Below are 20,647 nucleotides of genomic sequence, written 5' to 3'. Positions count from 1 at the left end.
GTGATACACTGCAGTCGAGCGAGTGAGCGTGTAGTCCGGAAAAAGCGTTCAGTCGGCGCGCGGTTCGTGAGGGGTGGGTTACAGACGGTCCAGAATCGCTGCCGTCACATCCTCAGTGGATGCGTCGCCACCGAGGTCGGGCGTGCGTGGGCCGTCTTCGAGGACGCCTTCGACGGCCGAGCGAACTCGGTCGGCCTCCTCACCGTAGTCGAGGTAGTCGAGCAACATCGCGGCCGAGAGAATCGTCGCTGCTGGGTTGGCGATGCTTTCGCCAGCGATGTCGGGTGCGGAGCCGTGGACCGGTTCGAACAGGGCCGTTTCCGGGCCGATGTTGGCCGACGGGAGCAGACCGAGGCCACCGACGAGACCGGCAGCGAGGTCAGACAGCACGTCGCCCGCGAGGTTCGGACAGACGATGGTGTCGAACTGCGTCGGGTCGAGACAGACGCGCGTCGCGAATGCGTCCATCAGGACTTCTTCGGTCTCGACGCCACGCTTCTCGGCGACGGAGACGACGGCGTCACGGAATCGGCCGTCGGTCTCGCGCATCACGTTCGCCTTGTGCGCGACCTGGAAGTGGCCGCCTTCGCCGCCAACGAAGTCACAGGCGTACTCTGCGAGTCGCTCGGATGCCGACGTGGTCACGACGCGGGTGAGCGTCGAGAGGTCGTCGGAGAGGCGGTCTTCATGACCCGAGTAGACGCCTTCGGTGTTCTCCCGGAGGAAGACGAGGTCCGTCTCCGGGCGGAGTGCGTCGACGCCGGGGTAGGCTTTCGCCGGCCGAACGTTGACGAACGAATCGACAGCGGTACGAAGCGGGAGGATGACGTCGGCGGCCGTCTCACCGGCGGCACCGAACAGCGTCGCATCCGACTCGGCGACGAGGTCGTACGTCTCCTGTGGGAGCGCCTCGCCCGTCGCTTCTTTGACGTGGTCGCCAGCGTCCGCTTCGACGAACTCGAAGTCACCGACCGCTTCGAGTACGTCCACAGCCGCTGGAATGACCTCGCTCCCGATGCCATCGCCGGGGATGACGACGATTTCCTCAGTCATCGATGTAGGGGAGCGAGCGTGCTTTCTCGGCGACTGCGTCGGCGTTCGACTTCATGAGCGCCGTCGTGTCCCAGACGCCCTCGGTGAGCGCCTTCCGCTGTGCGTCGTCGACGGTGACGTCGACCGTCTCGTCGCCGTAGGTGACCGTCTCGTTCTCGACGTCGACGTCGATGTCGCCGTCGGGGTTCTCGTCGACCCACGCCTGGAGTTCGACGATGGTGTCGTGGTCGGCCGTGACCGTCGGGATGCCGAGTGCGAGACAGTTGCCGGCGAAGATTTCGGCGAACGACTCGCCGATGATGGCGTCGATACCCCAGCGCATGAGCGCCTGTGGGGCGTGTTCGCGCGAAGACCCACAGCCGAAGTTGGCGTTGACGACCATGATGGAGGCGTCCTGGAAGTGCGCCTCGTTCATCGGATGGTCTTTGGGGTCGTCGTTCTCGTCGTAGCGCTGGTCGAAGAACGCGAACTCACCGAGGCCGTCGAACGTGACGACCTTCATGAACCGCGCTGGGATAATCTGGTCCGTGTCGATGTCGTTGCCACGGATGGGAACGCCCGACCCGGAGGCCGAATGGATCTCTGGAATCTCGTCGGTCATACCGTGCTCACCTCCTTCAGTTCGCGGACGTCAGTCACTTCCCCAGTGATGGCCGCCGCGGCGACCATGCGCGGGTTCATCAGGACGGTGCGGCCGTCTTTCGACCCCTGCCGACCGATGAAGTTGCGGTTCGACGAGGACGCAGACGCCTCGTCACCCTGCAGTTGGTCTTCGTTCATGCCGAGACACATCGAACACCCTGCTTCTCGCCACTCGAAGCCGGCGTCTTTGAACACTTTGTCGAGACCCTCCGCTTCGGCGGCGGCCTTGACGCGCTGACTGCCGGGGACGACCATCGCACGAACGCTGTCTGCGACTTGGCGTCCTTTGACGACCTCTGCGGCGCGGCGCAGGTCGGGCATCCGGGCGTTGGTACACGAACCGAGGAAGGCGACGTCGATTTTGTAGCCTTCCATCGTCTCGCCGGGCGTGACCCGCATGTGTTCTTGTGCCATCCGGGCCGTGTCCTGCTTCTCTTCGGGCAGGTCTTCGGGTGCCGGGATGGGTTGGGTGATGCCGACGCCCTGTCCGGGCGTGGTCCCCCACGTGACGACGGGTTCGAGTTCCGACCCGTCGATGGTGACGACGTCGTCGTACTCGGCGTCCTCGTCGGAGCGGATGGACTCCCAGTACGGCTTGAGTTCGTCGAACTTCTCGGGGTTGTTCTGGAAGTAGTCGGTCTGCTTCAGCCACTCGTAGGTGGTCTCGTCGGGGTTGACGTAGCCCGCGCGAGCGCCGCCCTCGATGGACATGTTGCAGATACTCATCCGACCTTCCATGTCGAGGTTCTCGATGGCCTCGCCGGCGTACTCGTAGACGTAGCCGACGCCGCCTTCGGTTCCCAGCCGACGGATGATTTCGAGGATGACGTCTTTCGCTTCGACGCCCGGGCCGAGTTCACCGGTGACCTCGATTTTTCGAACTTTCTTCTTCTCCATCGCGACGGTCTGGGTCGCCAGTACGTCGCGGATTTGGCTCGTCCCGATACCGAACGCCAGCGCACCGAACGCGCCGTGGGTCGAGGTGTGGCTGTCACCACAGACGATGGTCATGCCGGGTTGGGTGAGCCCCTGCTCTGGCCCGATGACGTGGACGATACCCTGGTCGCCGGAGGTCGGGTCAGAGAAGTTGATGCCCGCGTTGCGGACGTTCTGTTCGAGTTCGGACATCATCTCCTCGGCCGCGTCGTCACGGAACGGCCGCGACTGGTCCGAGGTTGGGACGATGTGGTCGACTGTCGCGTGCGTTCGCTCGGGATAGGCGACCTCGAGGTCGCGTTCTTGGAGCATCCCGAACGCCTGTGGGCTCGTCACCTCGTGGATGAGGTGCAGGCCACAGAACAGCTGCGTCTGGCCTGTCGGCAGTTCGGAGACGGTGTGTTCTTCCCACACCTTGTCGTAAAGCGTTCCCTCACTCATCTCCGCCACCTACGTCTCCAGAGGCGGTCTCACTTTCGCTGTGTTCTTCCGAGTCGTCCTCCGGTTTGCCGCGTTTCCAGACGCGGTTCGCACCATCGCCGTTTCGGGGCGTGTGGTCGACGTCTTCCATCGTCTCGGAACCGCCAGTCATCTCGGGCGTCGAGTCGGACGCACCACTCCCGTCGGTGACTGCCGGCCCACGTTCGTACACCGTGGTGAACGTCTCGCCGGTGTACGGGTTCGTGTGACTGACGTCACGCATTCGTTCAGATGCGTCGTCTCGTTTTTTCTTTCGTGTCATTGGGTGGGTGTTGTCAGTCGTCTGCTGGTGCTTCTGCTTTCTCTGTGTCGTCGTCCTCGTCGGCCCACGCGAACAGTTCGCGGAGACGGGCGCCGACTTCCTCGATGTCGTGGTTCTCTTCGGCTTCCTTCAGCTGGGAGTACGACGGGCGACCCGCCTGGTTCTCCAGAATCCACTCACGGGCGAACGTGCCGTCTTGGACCTCTTCGAGCACTTCTTCCATGCGCTCGCGACTGTGTTCGTCGACGATGCGGTCGCCACGGGTCAGGCCACCGAACTCCGCGGTGTCGGAGACAGAGTGCCACATGCCGCCGAGTCCGTCTTCGTACATCAGGTCGACGATGAGCTTCAGTTCGTTCAGGCACTCGAAGTAGGCCATCTCTGGGGAGTAGCCCGCGTCGACGAGCGTCTCGTAGCCCTGCTTGACGAGCGAGGTGACGCCGCCACAGAGGACGGCCTGCTCACCGAACAGGTCGGTCTCGGTCTCCTCGCGGAACGAGGTCTGGATGACACCCGCACGAGTGCAGCCGATGGCGTGGGCGTACGCCAGTGCCTCATCTTTGGCGTCTCCAGTCGTGTCCTGATAGACGGCGATGAGGCCGGGCGTTCCCTCTCCGCTCTCGTAGTTCCGGCGGACGAGGTGACCGGGTGACTTCGGTGCGACGAGCGTCACGTCGACGTCTTCTGGGGGTCGAATCTGGTTGTAGTGGATGTTGAACCCGTGGGCGAACTGGAGCGTGTCACCGGGTTCGAGTTCGTCGCGAATCTCTTCGAAGACGGCCGGTTGGACGGTGTCGGGGACGAGGACGGAGACGATGTCTGCCTCTGCGGCAGCCTCGACGGGCGTCGCGACGCGGAGTCCATCTTCGCGTGCAGCAGCACGGGACGAAGAGTCGGCACGGAGGCCAACGACCACGTCGACACCGCTGTCAGCGAGGTTCTGCGCGTGGGCGTGGCCCTGGCTGCCGTAGCCGAGGACGGCCACGGTCTTGTCGTCGATCTGCGAGCGGTCTGCGTCGTCGTCGTAGTATACAGTCGTGGTGAATTCAGTCATTGGGTGTTTGTGGTAGGTTTCGTCGGTTCGCCGGAGGTTCCGGGTTCCTCTCCGGGGACGGTCTTCTTGGCGCCGTGGGCGAGGGCGGTCTGGCCGGTTCGGGCGATTTCGATGATGCCGAATCGACGGAACGCGTCCACAGCGTCGTCTATCTTGCGCTCGTCGCCGGTGAGTTGGACCGTGATAGTGTCCGTACCTGCATCGAGCGTTGTACCGCCGTACATCTCCGTGATTGCGTGAACCTTGTCGGGGTCTTCACCGCGAACCTTCAGGAGGACGAGTTCCGCACGGATGGCGTCGTCGTCCAGTTCGCCGATGGAGATGACGGGCTTGAGTTTTGCGAGTTGCTTCTCTATCTGGTCGATACCGGGGTCGGGTTCTTCGACGACCATCGTGATACGGGAGTGACCCTCGACGGTGGTCGGCCCCACGGTGAGGCTCTCGATGTTGAACTGTCGGCGGGCGGCGAGGCCGGCGACGCGTGAGAGGACACCGGGTTCGTCCTCGACGATGGCCGACAGGACCGTCCGCCGTGGTTCGTGTTCCGACTCGGCTTTGGGGTCGATACGGATTCCCTGGGCGTTCCGTCGCCCGTCAGGGTGGGGCCGTTCTTCAGGTCTTGGCCCCTGCAGTCCAGTCTGCTTGTCACTCATAGTTGGTCCTCCGAGAGAGCGAATTTTCCGTTCGGTGCGCCAGAGGAGACCATCGGGTAGACGTTCTCCGACGGGTCGACGTGGAAGTCGATGACCGACGGGCCGTCGTACGCGAGCGCCTCTTCGATGGCGTCCGGAACCTCCTCGTAGGAGTCGACAGTCCACCCGCGGGCGCCGAACGCCTCTGCGAGTTTGTCGAACTGCGGGCACCACTCGTAGCCGGCGGCCATGTGGCGACCTTCGAAGAAGGCGTCCTGCCACTGGCGAACCATCCCGATGTACTGGTTGTTCAGGATGGCGATGGTGATGTCGAGGTCCTCACGAACGGCGACCGACAGCTCCTGAATCGTCATCAGGAACGAGGCGTCGCCGTCGATACAGACGACCGTCTCGTCGTCGTCCGCGGCGAGTCGGGCACCGATGGCGGCCGGGAGGCCGTACCCCATCGTGCCGAGTCCGTGCGACGAGACCCAGCGACGTGGGTCGCGGAACGTCCAGTACTGCGCGGCCCACATCTGGTGTTGACCGACACCGCTCGTGACGATTGTCTCGTCAGGGGTCGCTTCGTCCAGCGCCTCGACGACGAACTGCGGTTTCAGTGGTTCGTCGTCGGGTGCTGCGTAGTCCATCGGGTATTCGTCTTTCCACGTCAGGCACTGTTCACGCCACTCACGGGCGTCCGGACTGTGTTCCATCTCGCTGTCGATTTTCTCGATGGCAGTGCCGGCGTCGCCGACGACTGGGTAGTCTGCGTGGATGTTCTTCGAAATTTCCGCCGGGTCGATGTCGACGTGGACGACCTCTGCTTCCGGTGCGAAGGTGTCGATGCCGCCGGTCAAGCGGTCGTCGAACCGGGTGCCGATTGCGATGAGGCAGTCGGTGTGGGTGATCGCCATGTTGGCGTACCCAGTGCCGTGCATCCCTGCCCACGAGAGGCAGAGTTCGTCGTCTTCTGGCATCGAACCGATTCCGGGCATCGTCGTGACGACCGGAATCTGGTGCTCGGTCGCAAACTTTCGGGCGACGTCTGTGGCGTCGGCCTTGATGACTCCACCACCGAACAAGAGGAGTGGTTTCTCCGCTTGTTCGATTGCGCGGGCGGCCGCTTCGACCTGCGCGTCGTCAGGGTCGGTCCGTGCACGGGACGTCTCTGGCGCTCGTGCTGGCCCGGGTTCGCGGTCAGTCTCTCCGAGTGAGGTATCTTTCGGGAGGTCGACCAACGTCGGACCGGGACGGCCCTCCGCGGCCAACGCGAACGCTTCGCCGACGGTGTCGCCGACGGTGTCTGGAGACGATGCGAAGTAGTTGTGCTTCGTAATCGGGGCGGTGACGCCCGTGGTGTCGGTCTCCTGGAACGCGTCGGACCCGACCATATCGGACGGGACCTGACCGGTGAGAGCCAGCATCGCGTCGGAGTCCATGTTGGCGTCGGCGATGCCCGTCACGAGATTCGTCGCGCCGGGGCCGGACGTGGCGAGACAGACGCCGGGGTCACCGCGAACGACGCCGTAGGCGTCTGCGGCGTGTGCGGCGCCTTGTTCGTGCGCCATCGTCACGTGCCGGATGTCGGAGTGGTACAGCGCGTCGTAGATGGGCATGATTGCCCCTCCCTGCACGCCGAATGCCGTCTCGACGCCAGCGTTTTCGAGTGCGCGGATGACTGCGGTCGCACCCGACGTGACTTCGGTCCGTTTCGGTTCGTCGTCGGTCGACGACGCGTCGGAGTCGGTCGTGGCTGCGGTGCGTTCGCTCATGTGTGGCCTCCGTGCGAGTGTGTTTGTGGTCGATATCGATGCGTACGCTGTCGGTCGATTGTGTGGTACTGGTGCTCCATGGTTGGGGACTGCTGAAGTGTCTGAAAACGGTTCGAACCCGAGGACTGAGAGATGGAGTGTGAGGGGGCTATGCCCCTACAATAATGAGCGACCGAACAGCAGCGACGTCGGCAGCGCTCGCCGCGGACTGCGGCGGAGCGGATGCCAATCGTGCGTCGTGCTGATTCATCGTATGGCACTGGTTCTCCCGGGTGGTAATAACTGTTACGCGACGTGCAACGATTGCACGCAGACCGGGGACGAGTGCAGGGCGGTCGCCCAGTAGGGCCACAGCCCAGCGCCATCAGGCGCGGACCTCCTCCTCTTTCTCGTCTTCGTGGGTTACACCGACGTCGCGGGCAAACGCTTCGAGCGTCGTGTCGTTGACGCGCTCTTTCGAGGCGCCGTAGTCTTTGACGCGGCGGGTTACCTCTCGGACCTCGGCGTCCGTCGGTTCGAACCCGATATCTGCGAGGCGCTTGCGAACCGAGTGCGTCCCCGTGTGCTTGCCGAGTACGAACTCGCGTGTTGCGCCGACCATCTCTGGGGTCATGACGCCCGGTTCGAACGTGTCGGCGTTCTCGATGACGCCAGCGGCGTGGATGCCGCTCTCGTGAGAGAAGGCGTTCCGGCCGACGACCGGCTTGTTCGCCGGAATCGGGATGTCGGACGCCTTCTCGACGATGCGAGCTAACTCGGTGATTCGAGTGGTGTCGATGCCGGTGTCGACGCCGTAGATGGATTCGGCGGCCATGACGACCTCCTCGTAGGCGGCGTTTCCAGCACGTTCGCCGATGCCGTTGACAGACACCTGCGCCTGTGCGGCACCCGCTTCGAAACCGGCCATCGCGTTCGCCGACGCCAGACCGAAGTCGTCGTGCGCGTGCACGTCGATTCGGGCGTCGGTGTGTTCGCGGACCAGTCGGACCATCCGGGCGAAGCGAGTCGGCGTCGCCACACCACACGTGTCGGGGAGGTTGATCCAGTCGACGCCGGCCTCGGAGACCGCTTCGACGACTTCTATCAAGAACTCCTCGTCCGTCCGGGTGGCGTCCATCGGCGAGAACATTACTTCAACGCCCGCGTCGCGGACGCGTTCGACACTGCGGACAGCGCGCTCGACAGCCTCTTCGCGCGAGGCGTGCATCGAGTCGGCCAACTGGACATCGCTGGTGCTCACGAACGTGTGAACCATGTCCACGCCGGAATCCAGCGCGGCTTCGATATCCTTGTCGACGACGCGGGCCAATCCGCAGGTCGTCGAATAGTCCGCTGAAGCAGCGATATCAGCAACTGCCTCGAACTCCGCATCAGAGTTCACCGGGAACCCTGCCTCGATGACGTGGGTGCCCATGTCGTCGAGGGTGGCGGCAATGTCGCGCTTCTCCTCGTAACTGAACGAGGTTCGCGGTGACTGTTCGCCGTCGCGGAGTGTCGTGTCGAAGATTCGTACGTCTTCGATTTCAGATTGTTGGGCTAATGTGCCCTGGAAGAACTCGACCCGCCGGGGAACCCGACGAATCCTCCGTGTCGTTGTGAGACATGTGTCATTTCGGTGTGTGAACTGATATATAAATGTTTCTCCCAGACAGTATCATGGTCGTTCACCAGTGACTGCGAGAGATACACACTCGCACCTAATCGCAGTACCTAATCGACCTAATATAATTCCATGTCATATTATGTCCTGATACGCCCCAACAGCATTCAGGAGACTCATAAGATAATCTAACTCAAATTAATTTAGAAATCATAGTTCGACCCCTTTTCGCGCACCCTCGATTGGACAAATGTGGAGTGCGACAGGAGGCAGCACGACTCACAGATAGTGGTGCTGGAAGTGTCGACAGGTACTGTGTGGACCACGTTTTGTGTCGCCCCCGGTAGCGTCACGACGAACGAGAGACCCCGTGTCCCACCTCGGGTGACCGAACCCTTTTCTCGTCGCTCGACAACCGACCGGGTATGGGCGACTTCAACCTCAACTTGCAGACAGCCGAAGAACACCTCGACGAAGACGACGCAGAAGGAGACGTCGTCCTCGGCGTCCTCGACGGGTCGGCCCCACCTGAAAAGTGGGTTCAGTCCGTCGCTCGCGGGAACGTTCTCATGCTCGCCATCGAAGGCGATCTCAACAAACTCGCGTCCGGGTTCGCACGTGACGTCAAGGACATGGGTGGTCAGTTGATGCACTTCCGGAAGTTCCTCGTCGTCACACCGCCGGGTGTCGATATCAACACGGACGACCTCTAACTGCTGGCTCGACGGTTCTCTGTCGTCGCCGTATTCGTCTCCACTCGGATTTCGTTTCAGTGTGACCAGTTTTCGATGCGACGCTGGCTTTCTTCGCGCTCGTTCGCACGTGTGCAACACTAAGCTTCAAAAGTCAACGAGCCGCCTCCGTCGACCAGAACCGGGTGCAACGACCGGTGGAGGAGGGCTTATGCACGTCCCGTCCTACGGTACTATCATGCCAATGAAAGGTAGCGGCCGCTCTCAGCTCCGTGAAATCGACCGGTGGGACCACGGTGTCGGATGGCTCGCGTATCCCGACGAGGCGATGCAGCGTGCCAGCCACGCCGTCGAAATCGACGGTGACGTGTGGGTCTTCGACCCAGTCGACGCCCCCGGTGTCGACGAGTTACTCGAAGACCTCGGTGACGTCGCTGGCGTGGTCGTCGGCCTCGACCGACACAAGCGTGATGCTGCCGCACTCGCCACCCGCCACGAGGTACCGGTCTACGTCGCGTCGTGGATGACGGGCGTCGCCGACGACCTCGACGCGCCCGTCGAGCGATTCGGGAGCGAACTCGCCGACTCTGGATTCCAAACCTTCCGCGTCGTCGACCGGACGGTCCCTCCGTGGCAAGAAGTCGGGTTCTACCACGAGGAACTGGCGACACTCGTCGTTCCCGAAGCGGTCGGATCAGTCGGTTACTACTGTGCTGCCGGTGAGCCACTCGGTGTCCACCCAATGCTCCGTCCCTTCCCGCCGCGCCGAGTGCTCTCGTCGTTCGACCCCGACCGTCTGCTCGTCGGCCACGGCGAAGGGGTCGCAGAGAACGCCGGTGACGAACTCCGGACCGCGCTCTCGAACGCTCGGAAGAACCTCCCCAGTGCGTACCTCCAGGCGTTCAAGACGATGGTCTCTGACTGATGACAGACGAGACGCGTTCGGTCGAAGACGGTGGACCAACCACTGGCGAAGACGAATCCGGCCACTCGGCGACAGCAAAACCGAACACTCCGGGCGAACGGCGACAAATCCACGTGACCCGCGGACTGGTCGACGTTCTCCTCGACATGGCCGAAGACGCCGAACCACAGGCGATGAACCTCGTTCTCGCCCCGACACCTGCAGGTGACTTCGACACCGACCTCGGCCTCGGCTCGACGACGCCAGTTCTCACTCACTTCTACATGGCGCAAGCAGGAAGGTCTGTGAGCGCAATCTTCGGTGTCGACCTCGGAACCCCCGCAGGCCGTGGGCGCGCACGGTTCATCACCCACCCACAGGGACCGTTCGAACTCACCAAACGCGACGATTTGGCTGCGGTGGTCCTCCTCGCAGTCCCCCCGTGGGAAGAAGACACGCTCGCCGCGTTCGACCGTGCGGGACGAAAACTCGACCTCGTCGTCCTCGACGCCGAACCGCCCGAAGAAGAACTCGCATAGGTCGAACACTCGGACCCACCGACTTCAGGGGACGTCTCGTTCGCTTTTGCAGCCGCTCAGTCGGACGCTCCTGAAGAAATCGTGACGCTCTCGACTACCGAAGATATCCGAGGTCAGTCAACTGCTCGGCAATCTCCTGGAACTCGGATTCCGAAAGTTCGCCGCCCGACCGTTCGTGCTGGATGACGATACTTCGCAGGAGGAACCGAACGAGGTCGCTCGTACTGGAAAACGTCGTGCCTTCGAGTGTCTCTTCGACGCGACCGGCCAACTCCTTTGGAATAGAGACCGTCGTGTACTCCGTCATGGCTGGCATCTGGCGCTCGTCAGGGTTAATCCCAACGGTGCGCCCACGATGGGAACCCGCCCAGCGAGGGGGTCGACAGAGCGCCTCGAATAGACGGGGGTTTTTCACTTCCGACCGCCCTACTGGTACTCGATGGCAGCGAGACCGCCGCAGAACGAGACGTCGGAGCCGAACGCAATCGAGTTCGGCATCGCAGCACTGTCCGACGATGTCGACGCCGCCGACATCGACTACCCGGCCGATGCACGGACGATTGCGCAGGCGCTCGACCACGTCGACGTCCCCATCGATGCCGCGGGGAACACGGTCACGATAGACGAGGCGCTGGAAGCAACTTCGAGAGACCAGTTCGAATCGCGCCGAGACCTTCTGGAAGCGCTGCACCCTGTCCTCGAAGAGTTCCGGGCCAATGCGTCGAAAAGTCTCCTTGGACGGCTTCGGTCGCTCGTTCCGTTCTGAAGACCGGCGAGATTCACCGACCGCCGTCGGAACGAACTACTCCAGTTCTTCGAGGAGTTTCATCTGGTCTCGGTGGAGCGAGAGGATGAGGTCAGAGAGGACACCGAACATCAGCAGTTGGACACCGAAGAGGATTCCTGCCGCAGAGACGACGGCGATGACCTCGTGTGAAATCGAGCGGACGACCCACTCGTAGGCGACGTAGAGCGCGAGACCCAGGCCCGTCGCAGTCGACGCGAGGCCGACGCTCCCGAAGTAGAACAACGGGTTGTTCGTCTTCGCCCTGCGGTACAGTTCGAGGAAGATGATACCTCCGTCGCGGACGGGGTTGAGATTCGTGTCAGACCCATCCGGCCGTGGATAGTAGGTCGTTGGGACGACGGTCGTGGCGATGTTCCGCTTCGAACACTCGACGGCCATCTCCGTCTCGATGCCGAAGCCATCCGAGGTAAGCGTCATCTCGAGGAACGACTCGCGCGTGAACGCCCGGTAGCCACTGAGGATGTCTTTGAGGTCTTCTCCGTGGATGTACGCGAACGCCCGGTTGATGATTTTATTTCCAATCTGGTTGAGCTTCGTCATCGCCCCTTCACGCATGTCGGCGAATCGGTCACCGATGACGTGCTCGTAGCCGTCGTCGAGCGGTGCAAGCATCTTCTCTGCGTCCGTCGCCTCGTAGGTGCCGTCACCGTCGAGCATCAAGATGTACTCTGCTTCGATGTGGTCTTCGACGGCTTCTCTGACTGCTTGCCCTTTCCCAGACCCGGACTGAACGACGACGCGTGCGCCGGCCTCTTCAGCGAGTTCGCGCGTTCCGTCTGTTGAGCCACCGTCGATGACGAGAATGTTGGAGTATCCTTCGTCTCGGTAGTCGGCAACGACGTCGGCGATTGTCGCGGCCTCGTCGTAGGTGGGGACGAGGATACAGACGGAGTCAGGGTCGGGCATTATCAGCGCTATGCCGACGCGGAATAGAATAATTTACCGTTTGTTCGAGAACTCCCCCGACAGTTCCCGGTAGAGTACGGGTATTATATACCCGAGAGAAAAGTCATCATCGATGAACGGGAGACTGCTACGAAAGATTGGGCTCTCTGTATTAGCGCGAACACGCTACCCACCAAGCATTCAGTTTCTTCTCAACCACTCGCCGGTAGACACGACAGTTTCGATAGACGACTCCGCACAGATCGAACGCGGCTGTCGAATGATTGGAGACATCACGGTCGGAGAACGCGCTCGAATTGGGCCACGGAGTCATTTAGAAGGGAACGTCAAAATTGGAACCGGGACGAATCTCGTTCGTGACGACGAAGTCATCGGCGACGTTTCGATTGGGAACTACTGTGCAATCGCCAGAGACACCACCGTGCAGGGTCGCGACCACGTCACAAAGTGGCCTGCAATGCAGATGCGGTTTTACAAACGCGAGTTGGGTACAGAACTCCCGCACACGTCCAAAGGGCCAGTTGAGATTGGAAGCGATGTGTGGATCGGAACCGGTGTGACGATTCTCTCAGGAGTATCGATCGGACACGGCGCAATCATCGGAGCAGGTGCAATCGTCACGAAAGACGTCGAACCCTACTCCGTCGTCGCCGGCGTTCCTGCCAGTCGTGTCGGATGGCGTTTCCCATCTCACGTCCGCAAACAACTGTTAGATATCGCGTGGTGGAACTGGGACGAAGAAAAAATCAGACGGAACGTCGAATTCTTCACCACTGATCTGTCTACCGTCGATTCTATCTCGGATTATCTCGCGTAGACGGACCATCTGTTGGGGTTCCAACTGCCGGCCCAATCTCAAGAATAGGTGAGTGGCTACTCGTCAGCCGTTGATGACGTCGAAATTCGAGAGTACCTCGCGTACGAGTTGTCGGTGTTGGACACTAATCGCGAGGAGTACACAGCCATAGAGTAGCCCTCCAACCCCGACGACGATGGTGAGTTCCCACCACGAGTGAATCGGGAACGTATCGACGAGAAGTCCGACTGCGAGCGCCATGACCGCACCGGCAAGCGACTGTTGAGCGAGTTGCGTGGGCAAGAGGTCTCGAAGTACAACCCAGTTTCTCACGACGACGATAAAGCCAACGTACCGGATAGATTCGGCCAATATGGTCGCGATGACGACGCCGATAGGACCGAATTCGAGTGTCAGCAACACACCGAGTACGATGTTGACGACAACCGCCACGGATTCTAATTTGAGCACGAAATCAGGGCGGTTGATACCCTGGATGAACTCGAGGAGGATTCTCGTTTGTGTGCGGATAACCCGGTAGAACGTCAAGCCGATGAGCAACAGGGCTGCGTCTGCGTACGCTGGTCCGTACAGAGTGACGACGAGATTCCGCGAGAGGACTAACGCCCCGAAAAAAATTGGAATTGCAACGATAGCAGAGTAGGAAAGTGTGTTGTGGAGGTCTTCGCTGACCGAATCTCCCTTGCTCGATTTTTCACTCGTCCGGGCCATCACCGCAGGTGCGGCCACCGCAGCGATGAACGATGCAGGGATAGAGATTCGGTAGGCTGCTTCGTAGTACCCGGCAGCGGCCTGTCCAACGAGGAGCCCAATCAAGAGTACGTCCATGCGAGTGTAGATTCGTCCCAAGAACGAACTCGGAATACTGTACCTCGCAAAGTCCCAGATACGACGCACCACTGCTCTGGAAGGCAGTGCAGGGAGGATGTCGATATAGTAGAGGAACAGCGGAATAACCAGGAGGTAGCCCAGTGCATAGCCGTACCCCATTCCGACGACACCAAAGCCGAGTAAGACCAAGGCGAGTTGCAGTGGGAATGCAAACAGTGTCTGGAACGTTTCTCCCCAGTTGGTGACACTCACGAGACCGCGTCCAGCAGTCAAGTGTTCGAGCGTCGTATAGAACGAGATTCCAACGAGCAGTGCAAGAAATGGACCGAGTGCACCGTCGATTCCGATGTACGAATCGAGTCTGCTAGAGAAAGCCGTCGCCACGAGTGCCCCGATACAGACGACGACGAGTGCGCCCAAGAGACCCGCACCGACGACTTCTCGCCGCTGTTCTTTGCTGATGTCCTCGGAGAATCGTTTTGTTCCAGCTATTGCCCACCCATTCGAACCCTGTTGGGCAATCTGGGCTAACGACAACATGAGGTAGAAGCCACCGTACCCGGTTGGTCCAAGGATTCGGCCGAAGATAATCGTCCCACCAAACGCAAGGAGTAGCGTAGCCGTCTTTGCAAGCGCACCCAGTGAGGTCTCTCGTGCGAGGTTCGTGTCAGACGGAGTGGTCTCATCACTCACAGAAACCACCTGAGAGAGCGCCGGGACTCATTCGCGTCGTACGAGGTATGTGGGTCGTTTAGTTGTATTGCATTCGGTCGTTGGTCGAGTCGTCACCACGGTTTCGGTCGAATCATACGAAGGGCGAATCGAGGTCATCGAGGCAAGCACGCGACTCACGGACATCTTCTGTGTGTCGTGGATACCCCACCAACTTCAGCAGTCTCCAGGCCAACCAACGAGTGCTTCTCGGGAGCCTAATTCAGCTCACTGAGACAGCTGTTTTCGAGCCGAACTGCCTGATACATCCGTGCGGTGAGCGTCTCCGCGTCTTCGGTGTTCTTGTCCATCTGTTTCGCCTCGGCATCGTAGTGGTTCGCGAGTTGTTTGGTGAGCCAGCGCGACCGGTCCTCGTCCGACCCGATTCCAAACGTCTCCATGACGAAGGGAACCTCGAACCCAACAGGATTGTACGCAGGACCGTACTCGTTGTCCCACACCGACTCCCAGTACTCCGACGACGTCAGGTAGCCAATCATCTGTTTGAACTGCGTCCCGTCCCAGAACTCGTGTTCCGGATACACCTTTTTCAGCAACGCGAACGCGTACAGATTGAACGAGTGGTAGCCAACCGCCTTGTGTGCGAGCTGTTGTTGTCTGCCTGGAATCGGTAGCCGTCCCCCGAGGAACGTAAGTCCGATTCGGCCTCCTTCGTCTGCTCGAACGAGGTGCACGTACTGCCGAAGGGCGTCAGGCATCACGAGATGGAACACCATCCCCGACGGGTAGAGTCGCAGATTCGACGAAACTTCGTCCAAGTGCGTCCGAACACGCTCGTCAACTTCGTCTGACGTCCACGGGAGAGATGCGAGCAGTCCACCGGCCGCCGCGAACCATATCTGGTGGTTGAACGTCGCGTCGAACGAGAGCGTCTCTCCTTCGACCGAGACGCGTTTCCAGAGGCCGGACGTTTCGTCCTGCGGATGCATGAGAAACAGCTCTTCTGCAAATGCAGCGAGTTCTGGGTCTTCGAACACCCGTGCGGCGACAGTCAGGGCCTCGATTGTCCACGCCGGACCGATGAGTCCGTTGCACCTGTCTTTCCCTTCGATCGTTCGATGGTGGAGATTCGCACCGTGTGGTCGGGCGTCGTCGCTCCGAAGGTACGAGATAATCTTCTGCGCGGCGTCGGCGTACCGTTCGTCACCGGTTTCGTCGTACAGCAGGGCGAACGTAACGAGCCAGTGTGAACTGTTCCGAACAGGCGTCTCTGGGTCGTGATACAACCCGTTGTGCCCAGCAGGAACGGAACCGTCGGCTTGGATACGCTCTAGTTGAGAATCTGCAACGTCAGAGAGGAGTTCGCGTAGTTTCATGATATCAGGGGGCAGTCCGAATGTACTCGTGGTAGTGGTGTCTGACCCCGTTTCAGTTGAACGGTTCGACTACGATGCCGTGCTCACACGTATCCGAGACTTTCGAGTCGGTCCATCGTCGACTGAGACGTTTCACCCTGCGATACCGCGACACCTGCGTCGGAGACGTTCGAGAAGGCCCGGTCGGTAACCTCGTGTGGGTCTTCGCCGTCCACGACCTCGACCTGCATCCCTCGAATATCTAACGTCACCCCATCGTCGTCCCACGTCAGATACTTGCGAATCGAGTCGTCTCGTTGCTCGTACACGGCCCGCAAGTCACCGGTGTATCGGTCGACGTCGGTACAGTACTTCGAGACCCGTTGCTTACTCTTGGCTTTCTTGTCCACGGTCGACCCAGAGACGATGACCTCTCCGTCGGCCACGAACTCGTCACCGGTGTAGTCACCGTCGACTGCAGACTCCACGGCAGCAGAGAAGTTCGTGAGTGTCGCGAGGTCGTCGTACTGCTCGCCATCGGTCTGTCCGGGGGCCGAGACGACGAGAGGGACGTGTAACAACGCTTCGTCGAGTCCTACGATGTGGCCTGCGATTCGAAGTGATGGTCGTACTCGACTCGTCTCCCCAAATCCTTCACCGTGGTCCGACGTGATTACCAGCAGCGTGTCGTCTAGTTCTCCACGCCGTTCGAGTTCGGAGACGAGGTACCGGAGGTAGTGGTCTGCTTGCCGAATCGTTCCATCGTATAAGTCTTCGAGTGCGACCCACTCGTCCCACGTTATCTGACCCCCGTACACCTTCCACGAGACGGGGTTCAACTTGGCTTGCATCCGCTGGAGTTTCGACCCACCCCACAGGTCGTGTTTCCGTTCCGGATAGAACGGTAAGTGAGTGTCCATCAGGTTGATACAGGCCGCCCAGGGCTCTTCTGTCGAATCAGACCACTCGAAGAACGGATCGATAAACCGGTCTGCAGACTGGTCGAGAAGCTGTTCCATCGTCGCAGACGAGAAGGACTTGCTCAACTGTTTCGCGGCACCGTTAGCGAGGGATTTGACGGGGCTCTCGTGGGAGAGGCAGTGTTCGAGGAACTCGACGTGTTTGCTTTTATTCGACTTGGTCGAGAGATACTCAGGGTTGTTGAAAAATATGTCTGGGTCCGCCGCTTCGGGGAACAGGCGACCTCGCCGTCCGACGACGTGGTCGAACGCACTCGCTAACGAGTCGTCGCCAGTTAGATTGACGTTATCAGAGAAGACGCCCGTGGTGTATCCGTACTCCGCTGATAACCGTTCCCAGATAGTTACGCCTTCTTTCAATCGATGTGTTACAAGGTCGTGAACGCCGTGTTCAGGGACCGTGAGCCCAGTAAAGAGGCTGGTGTGGCTCGGGAGGCTGGTCATCCCCGATGAACGGGCCTGTGTGTACACCGACGAGCGCGACGCAAACTCGTTTAAGAACGGCGTCGTGTCGCGCTCGTACCCGTGGAGACTCGTGTTTCCAGCCCGCAAACTGTCGAGGACGACTAATAGAACGTTGGGACTAGAGTCACTCATTGACCCACATTGCACAGAGCAACACAAAGATGTTTCTTCTTCAATACATTCTTAAAAACATTACTTACCAACTAGTTGTGACTAGCTGTAGTAGTGACTGGACGGGCAACGGTGTCGAGATATACTACATACGGACTCGCACAACCAGATACTGAAGAGCTCCCGAACCGGAAACGGCCTACATGTAGCCGAGGTCTTTGAGGTGGTCTTGGATGTCGACTGCCGTCTCGTTTAGATACTCATCAGACGGTTCGTGCGTCGCGCTGTCCACGGCTGAAGTTCGGACCCACGGTACCGTCTTGATGACGCGAAGTGGCGAGCCTTCGGGGTGTCCGTAGAACGAATACTCCCCGAACGCGTTTCCGTGGTCTGCAGTGATGCACACGTCGTCGGCATCGACGTTTTCCAACAGGAGTTCGACTTCGTCGAGGACCAATCGAAGCGTGTCCTCGTAGAGGTTCCACACCTCGTCGCGGTCTGCCTCACCACTTTCGAGCAACTTCCATCCCTTCGCTTCGACCTCCGTCGGCTCACGGTCTTCTGCGAGTGCTCCGGCGATGTACGGGATGTGGGGTTGCATGTAGTGAGCGATGATGCGGTCTGGGTCGGACTCACGATGGACCTCGATGGTTCTATCTGTAATCGCACGCGGCGGAACGCCCAGTTTGCCCTGGTGTGCTCGTTCCCAGACCATGTCGAGTTCGAAGAACGCCGACTCGTCGACGACGTCCCACTTGGGCCAGCAGAACGGAACGGATTCGTCTGGCGGGAACTCTCTGTCTACGAACGTCTCGTGCGTGTGGCCGTTGCCACTGATGTACGCCGTGTTCCCAATCTGCTCGGCGTACTTCGTCCGGAAGGTCTGTACCATCCACTCGTGAGAGTGACTGCCGACAGACCACTTCGTCTCGACGTCGTCGATGAACTCGTACTCGTCGGCAACGTCCTTCAGAACATCCGGGCGGCACGCGTCGAGAATGACGAGAACGTCCCAGTCTTCGTCGAATACGTTCGTTCCAACCGGAACGCGAGAACTCAGCGTGTACCACGTGCCGAGATACGTCGTATACGCTGCGTGGAGGGCACCTCTGACCGGGTCGTCTCTAATTTGTTCGTAGTGCTCGGATATCCATTTGCGAAGAGACGTTGCCATCTGACCGATGTCAGAGAATACCCAGACATAGTATTTCCGATTGGGGAGTACGAGTTACATCAATCGATAAGCAATACACCGAGCTGATGAATTCCGCGAGAATCGCTGAGTAGTGAGTGGCCGAGAAGCGACGAGCGTCGCTACGTTCGTTTTGCGTCCGTCACGGTCGGACCACAGAGTGGCTTACGCGCGGTCTGGTCTTACGCACCCGTGGTACGTCGCCACACAAGATTCTTGTAGCCGATTCCTAAATATCACTCCTATGCAAGCAGTCGTTCTCGCCGCTGGCAAAGGGACCCGACTTCGACCCCTTACCGAAGATAGACCGAAAGGGATGGTCGAAGTCAACGGCAAGCCCATCCTCACACACTGTTTCGACCAACTCGTCGACCTTGGCGCCGAGAAACTCGTCGTCGTCGTCGGCTACAAGAAAGAGGTCATCATCGAACACTACGACGACGAGTATCGCGGCGTCCCCATCACGTACACCCACCAGCGCGAGCAGAAGGGCCTCGCACACGCCCTCCTCACCGTCGAAGACCACATCGACGAGGACTTCATGCTGATGCTCGGCGACAACATCTTCAACGCCAATCTCGGTGACGTCGTCAAGCGACAGCGCGAGGACCGCGCCGACGCTGCCTTCCTCGTCGAAGAGGTCGACTGGGACGAAGCCTCCCGCTACGGCGTCTGTGTGACCAACGACTACGGCGAGATTACAGAAGTCATCGAGAAACCCGAAGAGCCTCCGTCGAACCTCGTGATGACCGGGTTCTACACGTTCACGCCCGCGATTTTCCACGCGTGCCATCTCGTTCAGCCCTCCAACCGCGGCGAGTTCGAAATCAGTGAGGCAATCGACCTACTCATCCGCTCTGGGCGGACCATCGACGCCATCCGAATCGACGGATGGCGGATGGACATCGGCTATCCCGAAGACCGAGACGAAGCGGAACGGCGCCTGCAAGAAGAGACAACACAGACTGCCGAGTAGACAGCTAACCACCACGGCTTTTTATTCGAGGAAGAGAAGCAGGTTCTAATGTCGAATTCCGACTCCCCTCGTGTCTCTGTAATCGTCCCCGTCTACAACGACCCAGACGGAATCAGTGACACACTGTCTGCGCTCACCAAACAGACGTATCCGAAGGCGCAACTCGAGATTCTCGCCGTAGACAACGGTTCGACAGACGAGACACGCGAGGTAATCCGTCGCTTCGCAGACGACCACGAGACTGTCAATTTAGTCGTCGAAGACGAAATTCAGGGGTCGTACGCCGCACGAAATACGGGAATCGAACACGCGACGGGAGACATCTTCGCGTTCGTCGACGCGGACATGTACATGGACGAGACGTGGTTGGAGACGGCAGTCGCGGCGATGGGCGACACAGCGTACCTTGGATGTGACGTGGAACTCGTCGTCGACGGCGACGAGACGCTCGCAGCGAAGTTCGACGCACAGACTGCATTCCCGGTCGAACAGTACATTCGCCAGCAACAGTACGCACCAACGTGTTGCCTACTGGTTCGGCGAGCGGTGTTCGACGACGTCGGCCTGTTCGATGCAGCACTCGTCTCGGGAGGAGACTCAGAGTTTGGAAACCGTGTCGCGAACGCGGGCTACAGCCAAGCGTTCGCAGCAGACGCGACACTCTCCCACCCGGTTCGAGATTCGTTCTCCTCGTTACTCAAAAAGGAGCTTCGTGTCGGTCGGGGACTGTGCCAACGACAGGAACACCATCCAGAGCGGTTCGGTCGGCCGGGGATTCCACCACGTCCGAGCGGTGTGAAATCTCCTGACCAAGGCGCAGAACAGAACTCCCAGTTCGAACAGGTGCTGTTCGGGGTTCTCTCGATGGCGATGACCGGCGTGCGAGCGCTTGGGTACTATCGTGAATATCTCCGGTACGTGCGTGGAAACGCTCGTTGAGGGCGGACAGCCTAATTCTTGGTCGT

Annotated in this window: 21 protein-coding genes; 7 read left to right on the top strand and 14 right to left on the bottom strand. The window is 60.1% G+C overall.

All coding sequences use genetic code 11. The features are described from left to right. Positions 1 to 78: 78 nt before the first annotated feature. The 8 genes from leuB to GJR98_RS10540 all read right to left on the bottom strand — a co-directional run bounded on the left by leuB (position 79) and on the right by GJR98_RS10540 (position 8,482). Entirely contained in the window at positions 79 to 1,053 is a 975-nt protein-coding gene (gene leuB, locus GJR98_RS10575; RefSeq protein ID WP_151138193.1) for a 3-isopropylmalate dehydrogenase, read from the bottom strand. Then, positions 1,046 to 1,654: a 3-isopropylmalate dehydratase small subunit gene (gene leuD, locus GJR98_RS10570; RefSeq protein ID WP_151138190.1), complete on the bottom strand. Its 609-nt coding sequence runs from the start codon at positions 1,652 to 1,654 to the stop codon at positions 1,046 to 1,048. The genes leuB and leuD overlap by 8 nt, the downstream gene beginning before the upstream one ends. Beyond that, positions 1,651 to 3,072 carry a 3-isopropylmalate dehydratase large subunit gene (leuC, locus tag GJR98_RS10565; RefSeq protein ID WP_151138188.1) on the bottom strand — a complete coding sequence of 474 codons (1,422 nt, stop codon included), beginning with the start codon at positions 3,070 to 3,072 and terminating at the stop codon, positions 1,651 to 1,653. Before leuC ends, leuD begins: the two co-directional genes overlap by 4 nt. Beyond that, a complete protein-coding gene (locus GJR98_RS10560; protein WP_151138185.1) occupies positions 3,065 to 3,373 on the bottom strand; it encodes a hypothetical protein in 309 nt (102 codons plus the stop codon). Before GJR98_RS10560 ends, leuC begins: the two co-directional genes overlap by 8 nt. A gap of 13 nt (positions 3,374 to 3,386) precedes the next feature. Continuing rightward, positions 3,387 to 4,427 (bottom strand): ketol-acid reductoisomerase, encoded by a 1,041-nt coding sequence (ilvC, locus tag GJR98_RS10555; RefSeq protein ID WP_151138183.1) that lies wholly within the window; start codon positions 4,425 to 4,427, stop codon positions 3,387 to 3,389. Continuing rightward, on the bottom strand, positions 4,424 to 5,080 hold the full coding sequence (gene ilvN, locus GJR98_RS10550) for an acetolactate synthase small subunit (RefSeq protein WP_151138180.1): 657 nt from the start codon (positions 5,078 to 5,080) through the stop codon (positions 4,424 to 4,426). Before ilvN ends, ilvC begins: the two co-directional genes overlap by 4 nt. Then, positions 5,077 to 6,834: a biosynthetic-type acetolactate synthase large subunit gene (gene ilvB / locus GJR98_RS10545; RefSeq protein ID WP_151138177.1), complete on the bottom strand. Its 1,758-nt coding sequence runs from the start codon at positions 6,832 to 6,834 to the stop codon at positions 5,077 to 5,079. Before ilvB ends, ilvN begins: the two co-directional genes overlap by 4 nt. Before the next feature lie 364 nt (positions 6,835 to 7,198). After that, positions 7,199 to 8,482 carry a LeuA family protein gene (locus GJR98_RS10540; RefSeq protein ID WP_154269730.1) on the bottom strand — a complete coding sequence of 428 codons (1,284 nt, stop codon included), beginning with the start codon at positions 8,480 to 8,482 and terminating at the stop codon, positions 7,199 to 7,201. A gap of 377 nt (positions 8,483 to 8,859) precedes the next feature. Between GJR98_RS10540 and GJR98_RS10535 the strand changes: the two genes are divergently transcribed. The 3 genes from GJR98_RS10535 (at position 8,860) to GJR98_RS10525 (ending at position 10,569) form a co-directional block, all read left to right on the top strand. Beyond that, positions 8,860 to 9,147, top strand: coding sequence for a DUF5779 family protein (locus GJR98_RS10535; protein ID WP_151138172.1), 288 nt, complete (start codon positions 8,860 to 8,862; stop codon positions 9,145 to 9,147). A 217-nt stretch (positions 9,148 to 9,364) separates the two neighbouring features. Next, entirely contained in the window at positions 9,365 to 10,051 is a 687-nt protein-coding gene (locus GJR98_RS10530) for a hypothetical protein (RefSeq protein ID WP_151138169.1), read from the top strand. Then, positions 10,051 to 10,569, top strand: coding sequence for a hypothetical protein (locus GJR98_RS10525; protein WP_151138166.1), 519 nt, complete (start codon positions 10,051 to 10,053; stop codon positions 10,567 to 10,569). The genes GJR98_RS10530 and GJR98_RS10525 overlap by 1 nt, the downstream gene beginning before the upstream one ends. Before the next feature lie 94 nt (positions 10,570 to 10,663). Here the strand turns inward: GJR98_RS10525 and GJR98_RS10520 are convergent, their stop codons facing one another. After that, positions 10,664 to 10,876 (bottom strand): ribbon-helix-helix domain-containing protein, encoded by a 213-nt coding sequence (locus GJR98_RS10520; RefSeq protein WP_151138164.1) that lies wholly within the window; start codon positions 10,874 to 10,876, stop codon positions 10,664 to 10,666. Between the two features lie 132 nt (positions 10,877 to 11,008). On the opposite strand from GJR98_RS10520, the gene GJR98_RS10515 reads away from it, so the two are divergent. After that, on the top strand, positions 11,009 to 11,335 hold the full coding sequence (locus tag GJR98_RS10515; RefSeq protein WP_151138160.1) for a hypothetical protein: 327 nt from the start codon (positions 11,009 to 11,011) through the stop codon (positions 11,333 to 11,335). Between the two features lie 36 nt (positions 11,336 to 11,371). Here GJR98_RS10515 and aglJ read toward each other — a convergent pair whose 3' ends face one another. After that, positions 11,372 to 12,283 (bottom strand): S-layer glycoprotein N-glycosyltransferase AglJ, encoded by a 912-nt coding sequence (gene aglJ / locus GJR98_RS10510; RefSeq protein ID WP_151138157.1) that lies wholly within the window; start codon positions 12,281 to 12,283, stop codon positions 11,372 to 11,374. A gap of 259 nt (positions 12,284 to 12,542) precedes the next feature. On the opposite strand from aglJ, the gene GJR98_RS17970 reads away from it, so the two are divergent. Continuing rightward, the gene (locus GJR98_RS17970) at positions 12,543 to 13,100 is read left to right on the top strand and encodes a CatB-related O-acetyltransferase (protein ID WP_151138154.1); all 558 of its coding nucleotides are present in this window, start codon (positions 12,543 to 12,545) and stop codon (positions 13,098 to 13,100) included. 63 nt (positions 13,101 to 13,163) lie between these two features. On the opposite strand, the gene GJR98_RS17965 is transcribed toward GJR98_RS17970, so the two are convergent. The 4 genes from GJR98_RS17965 to GJR98_RS10485 all read right to left on the bottom strand — a co-directional run bounded on the left by GJR98_RS17965 (position 13,164) and on the right by GJR98_RS10485 (position 18,688). Continuing rightward, a complete protein-coding gene (locus GJR98_RS17965; RefSeq protein ID WP_154269729.1) occupies positions 13,164 to 14,624 on the bottom strand; it encodes an oligosaccharide flippase family protein in 1,461 nt (486 codons plus the stop codon). 236 nt (positions 14,625 to 14,860) lie between these two features. Continuing rightward, entirely contained in the window at positions 14,861 to 15,979 is a 1,119-nt protein-coding gene (locus tag GJR98_RS10495; protein WP_151138149.1) for an agl cluster protein AglQ, read from the bottom strand. Positions 15,980 to 16,062: 83 nt separating this feature from the next. Further along, complete coding sequence (locus tag GJR98_RS10490; RefSeq protein WP_151138147.1) at positions 16,063 to 17,535, bottom strand: sulfatase; 1,473 nt, start codon at positions 17,533 to 17,535, stop codon at positions 16,063 to 16,065. Between the two features lie 178 nt (positions 17,536 to 17,713). Next, entirely contained in the window at positions 17,714 to 18,688 is a 975-nt protein-coding gene (locus tag GJR98_RS10485; RefSeq protein WP_151138144.1) for a hypothetical protein, read from the bottom strand. Positions 18,689 to 18,950: 262 nt separating this feature from the next. On the opposite strand from GJR98_RS10485, the gene aglF reads away from it, so the two are divergent. Together aglF and GJR98_RS10475 are read left to right on the top strand one after the other, a co-directional pair. Further along, on the top strand, positions 18,951 to 19,682 hold the full coding sequence (aglF, locus tag GJR98_RS10480; RefSeq protein WP_151138141.1) for a UTP--glucose-1-phosphate uridylyltransferase AglF: 732 nt from the start codon (positions 18,951 to 18,953) through the stop codon (positions 19,680 to 19,682). A 48-nt stretch (positions 19,683 to 19,730) separates the two neighbouring features. Then, positions 19,731 to 20,621, top strand: a complete 891-nt coding sequence (locus GJR98_RS10475; protein WP_151138139.1) for a glycosyltransferase — start codon at positions 19,731 to 19,733, stop codon at positions 20,619 to 20,621. The last annotated feature ends 26 nt before the right edge of the window (positions 20,622 to 20,647 follow it).

This window comes from Haloferax marinisediminis, from assembly GCF_009674585.1.
In the GTDB taxonomy this organism is placed as follows: domain Archaea; phylum Halobacteriota; class Halobacteria; order Halobacteriales; family Haloferacaceae; genus Haloferax; species Haloferax marinisediminis.
This window is presented reverse-complemented; position numbering and strand designations above follow the sequence as displayed.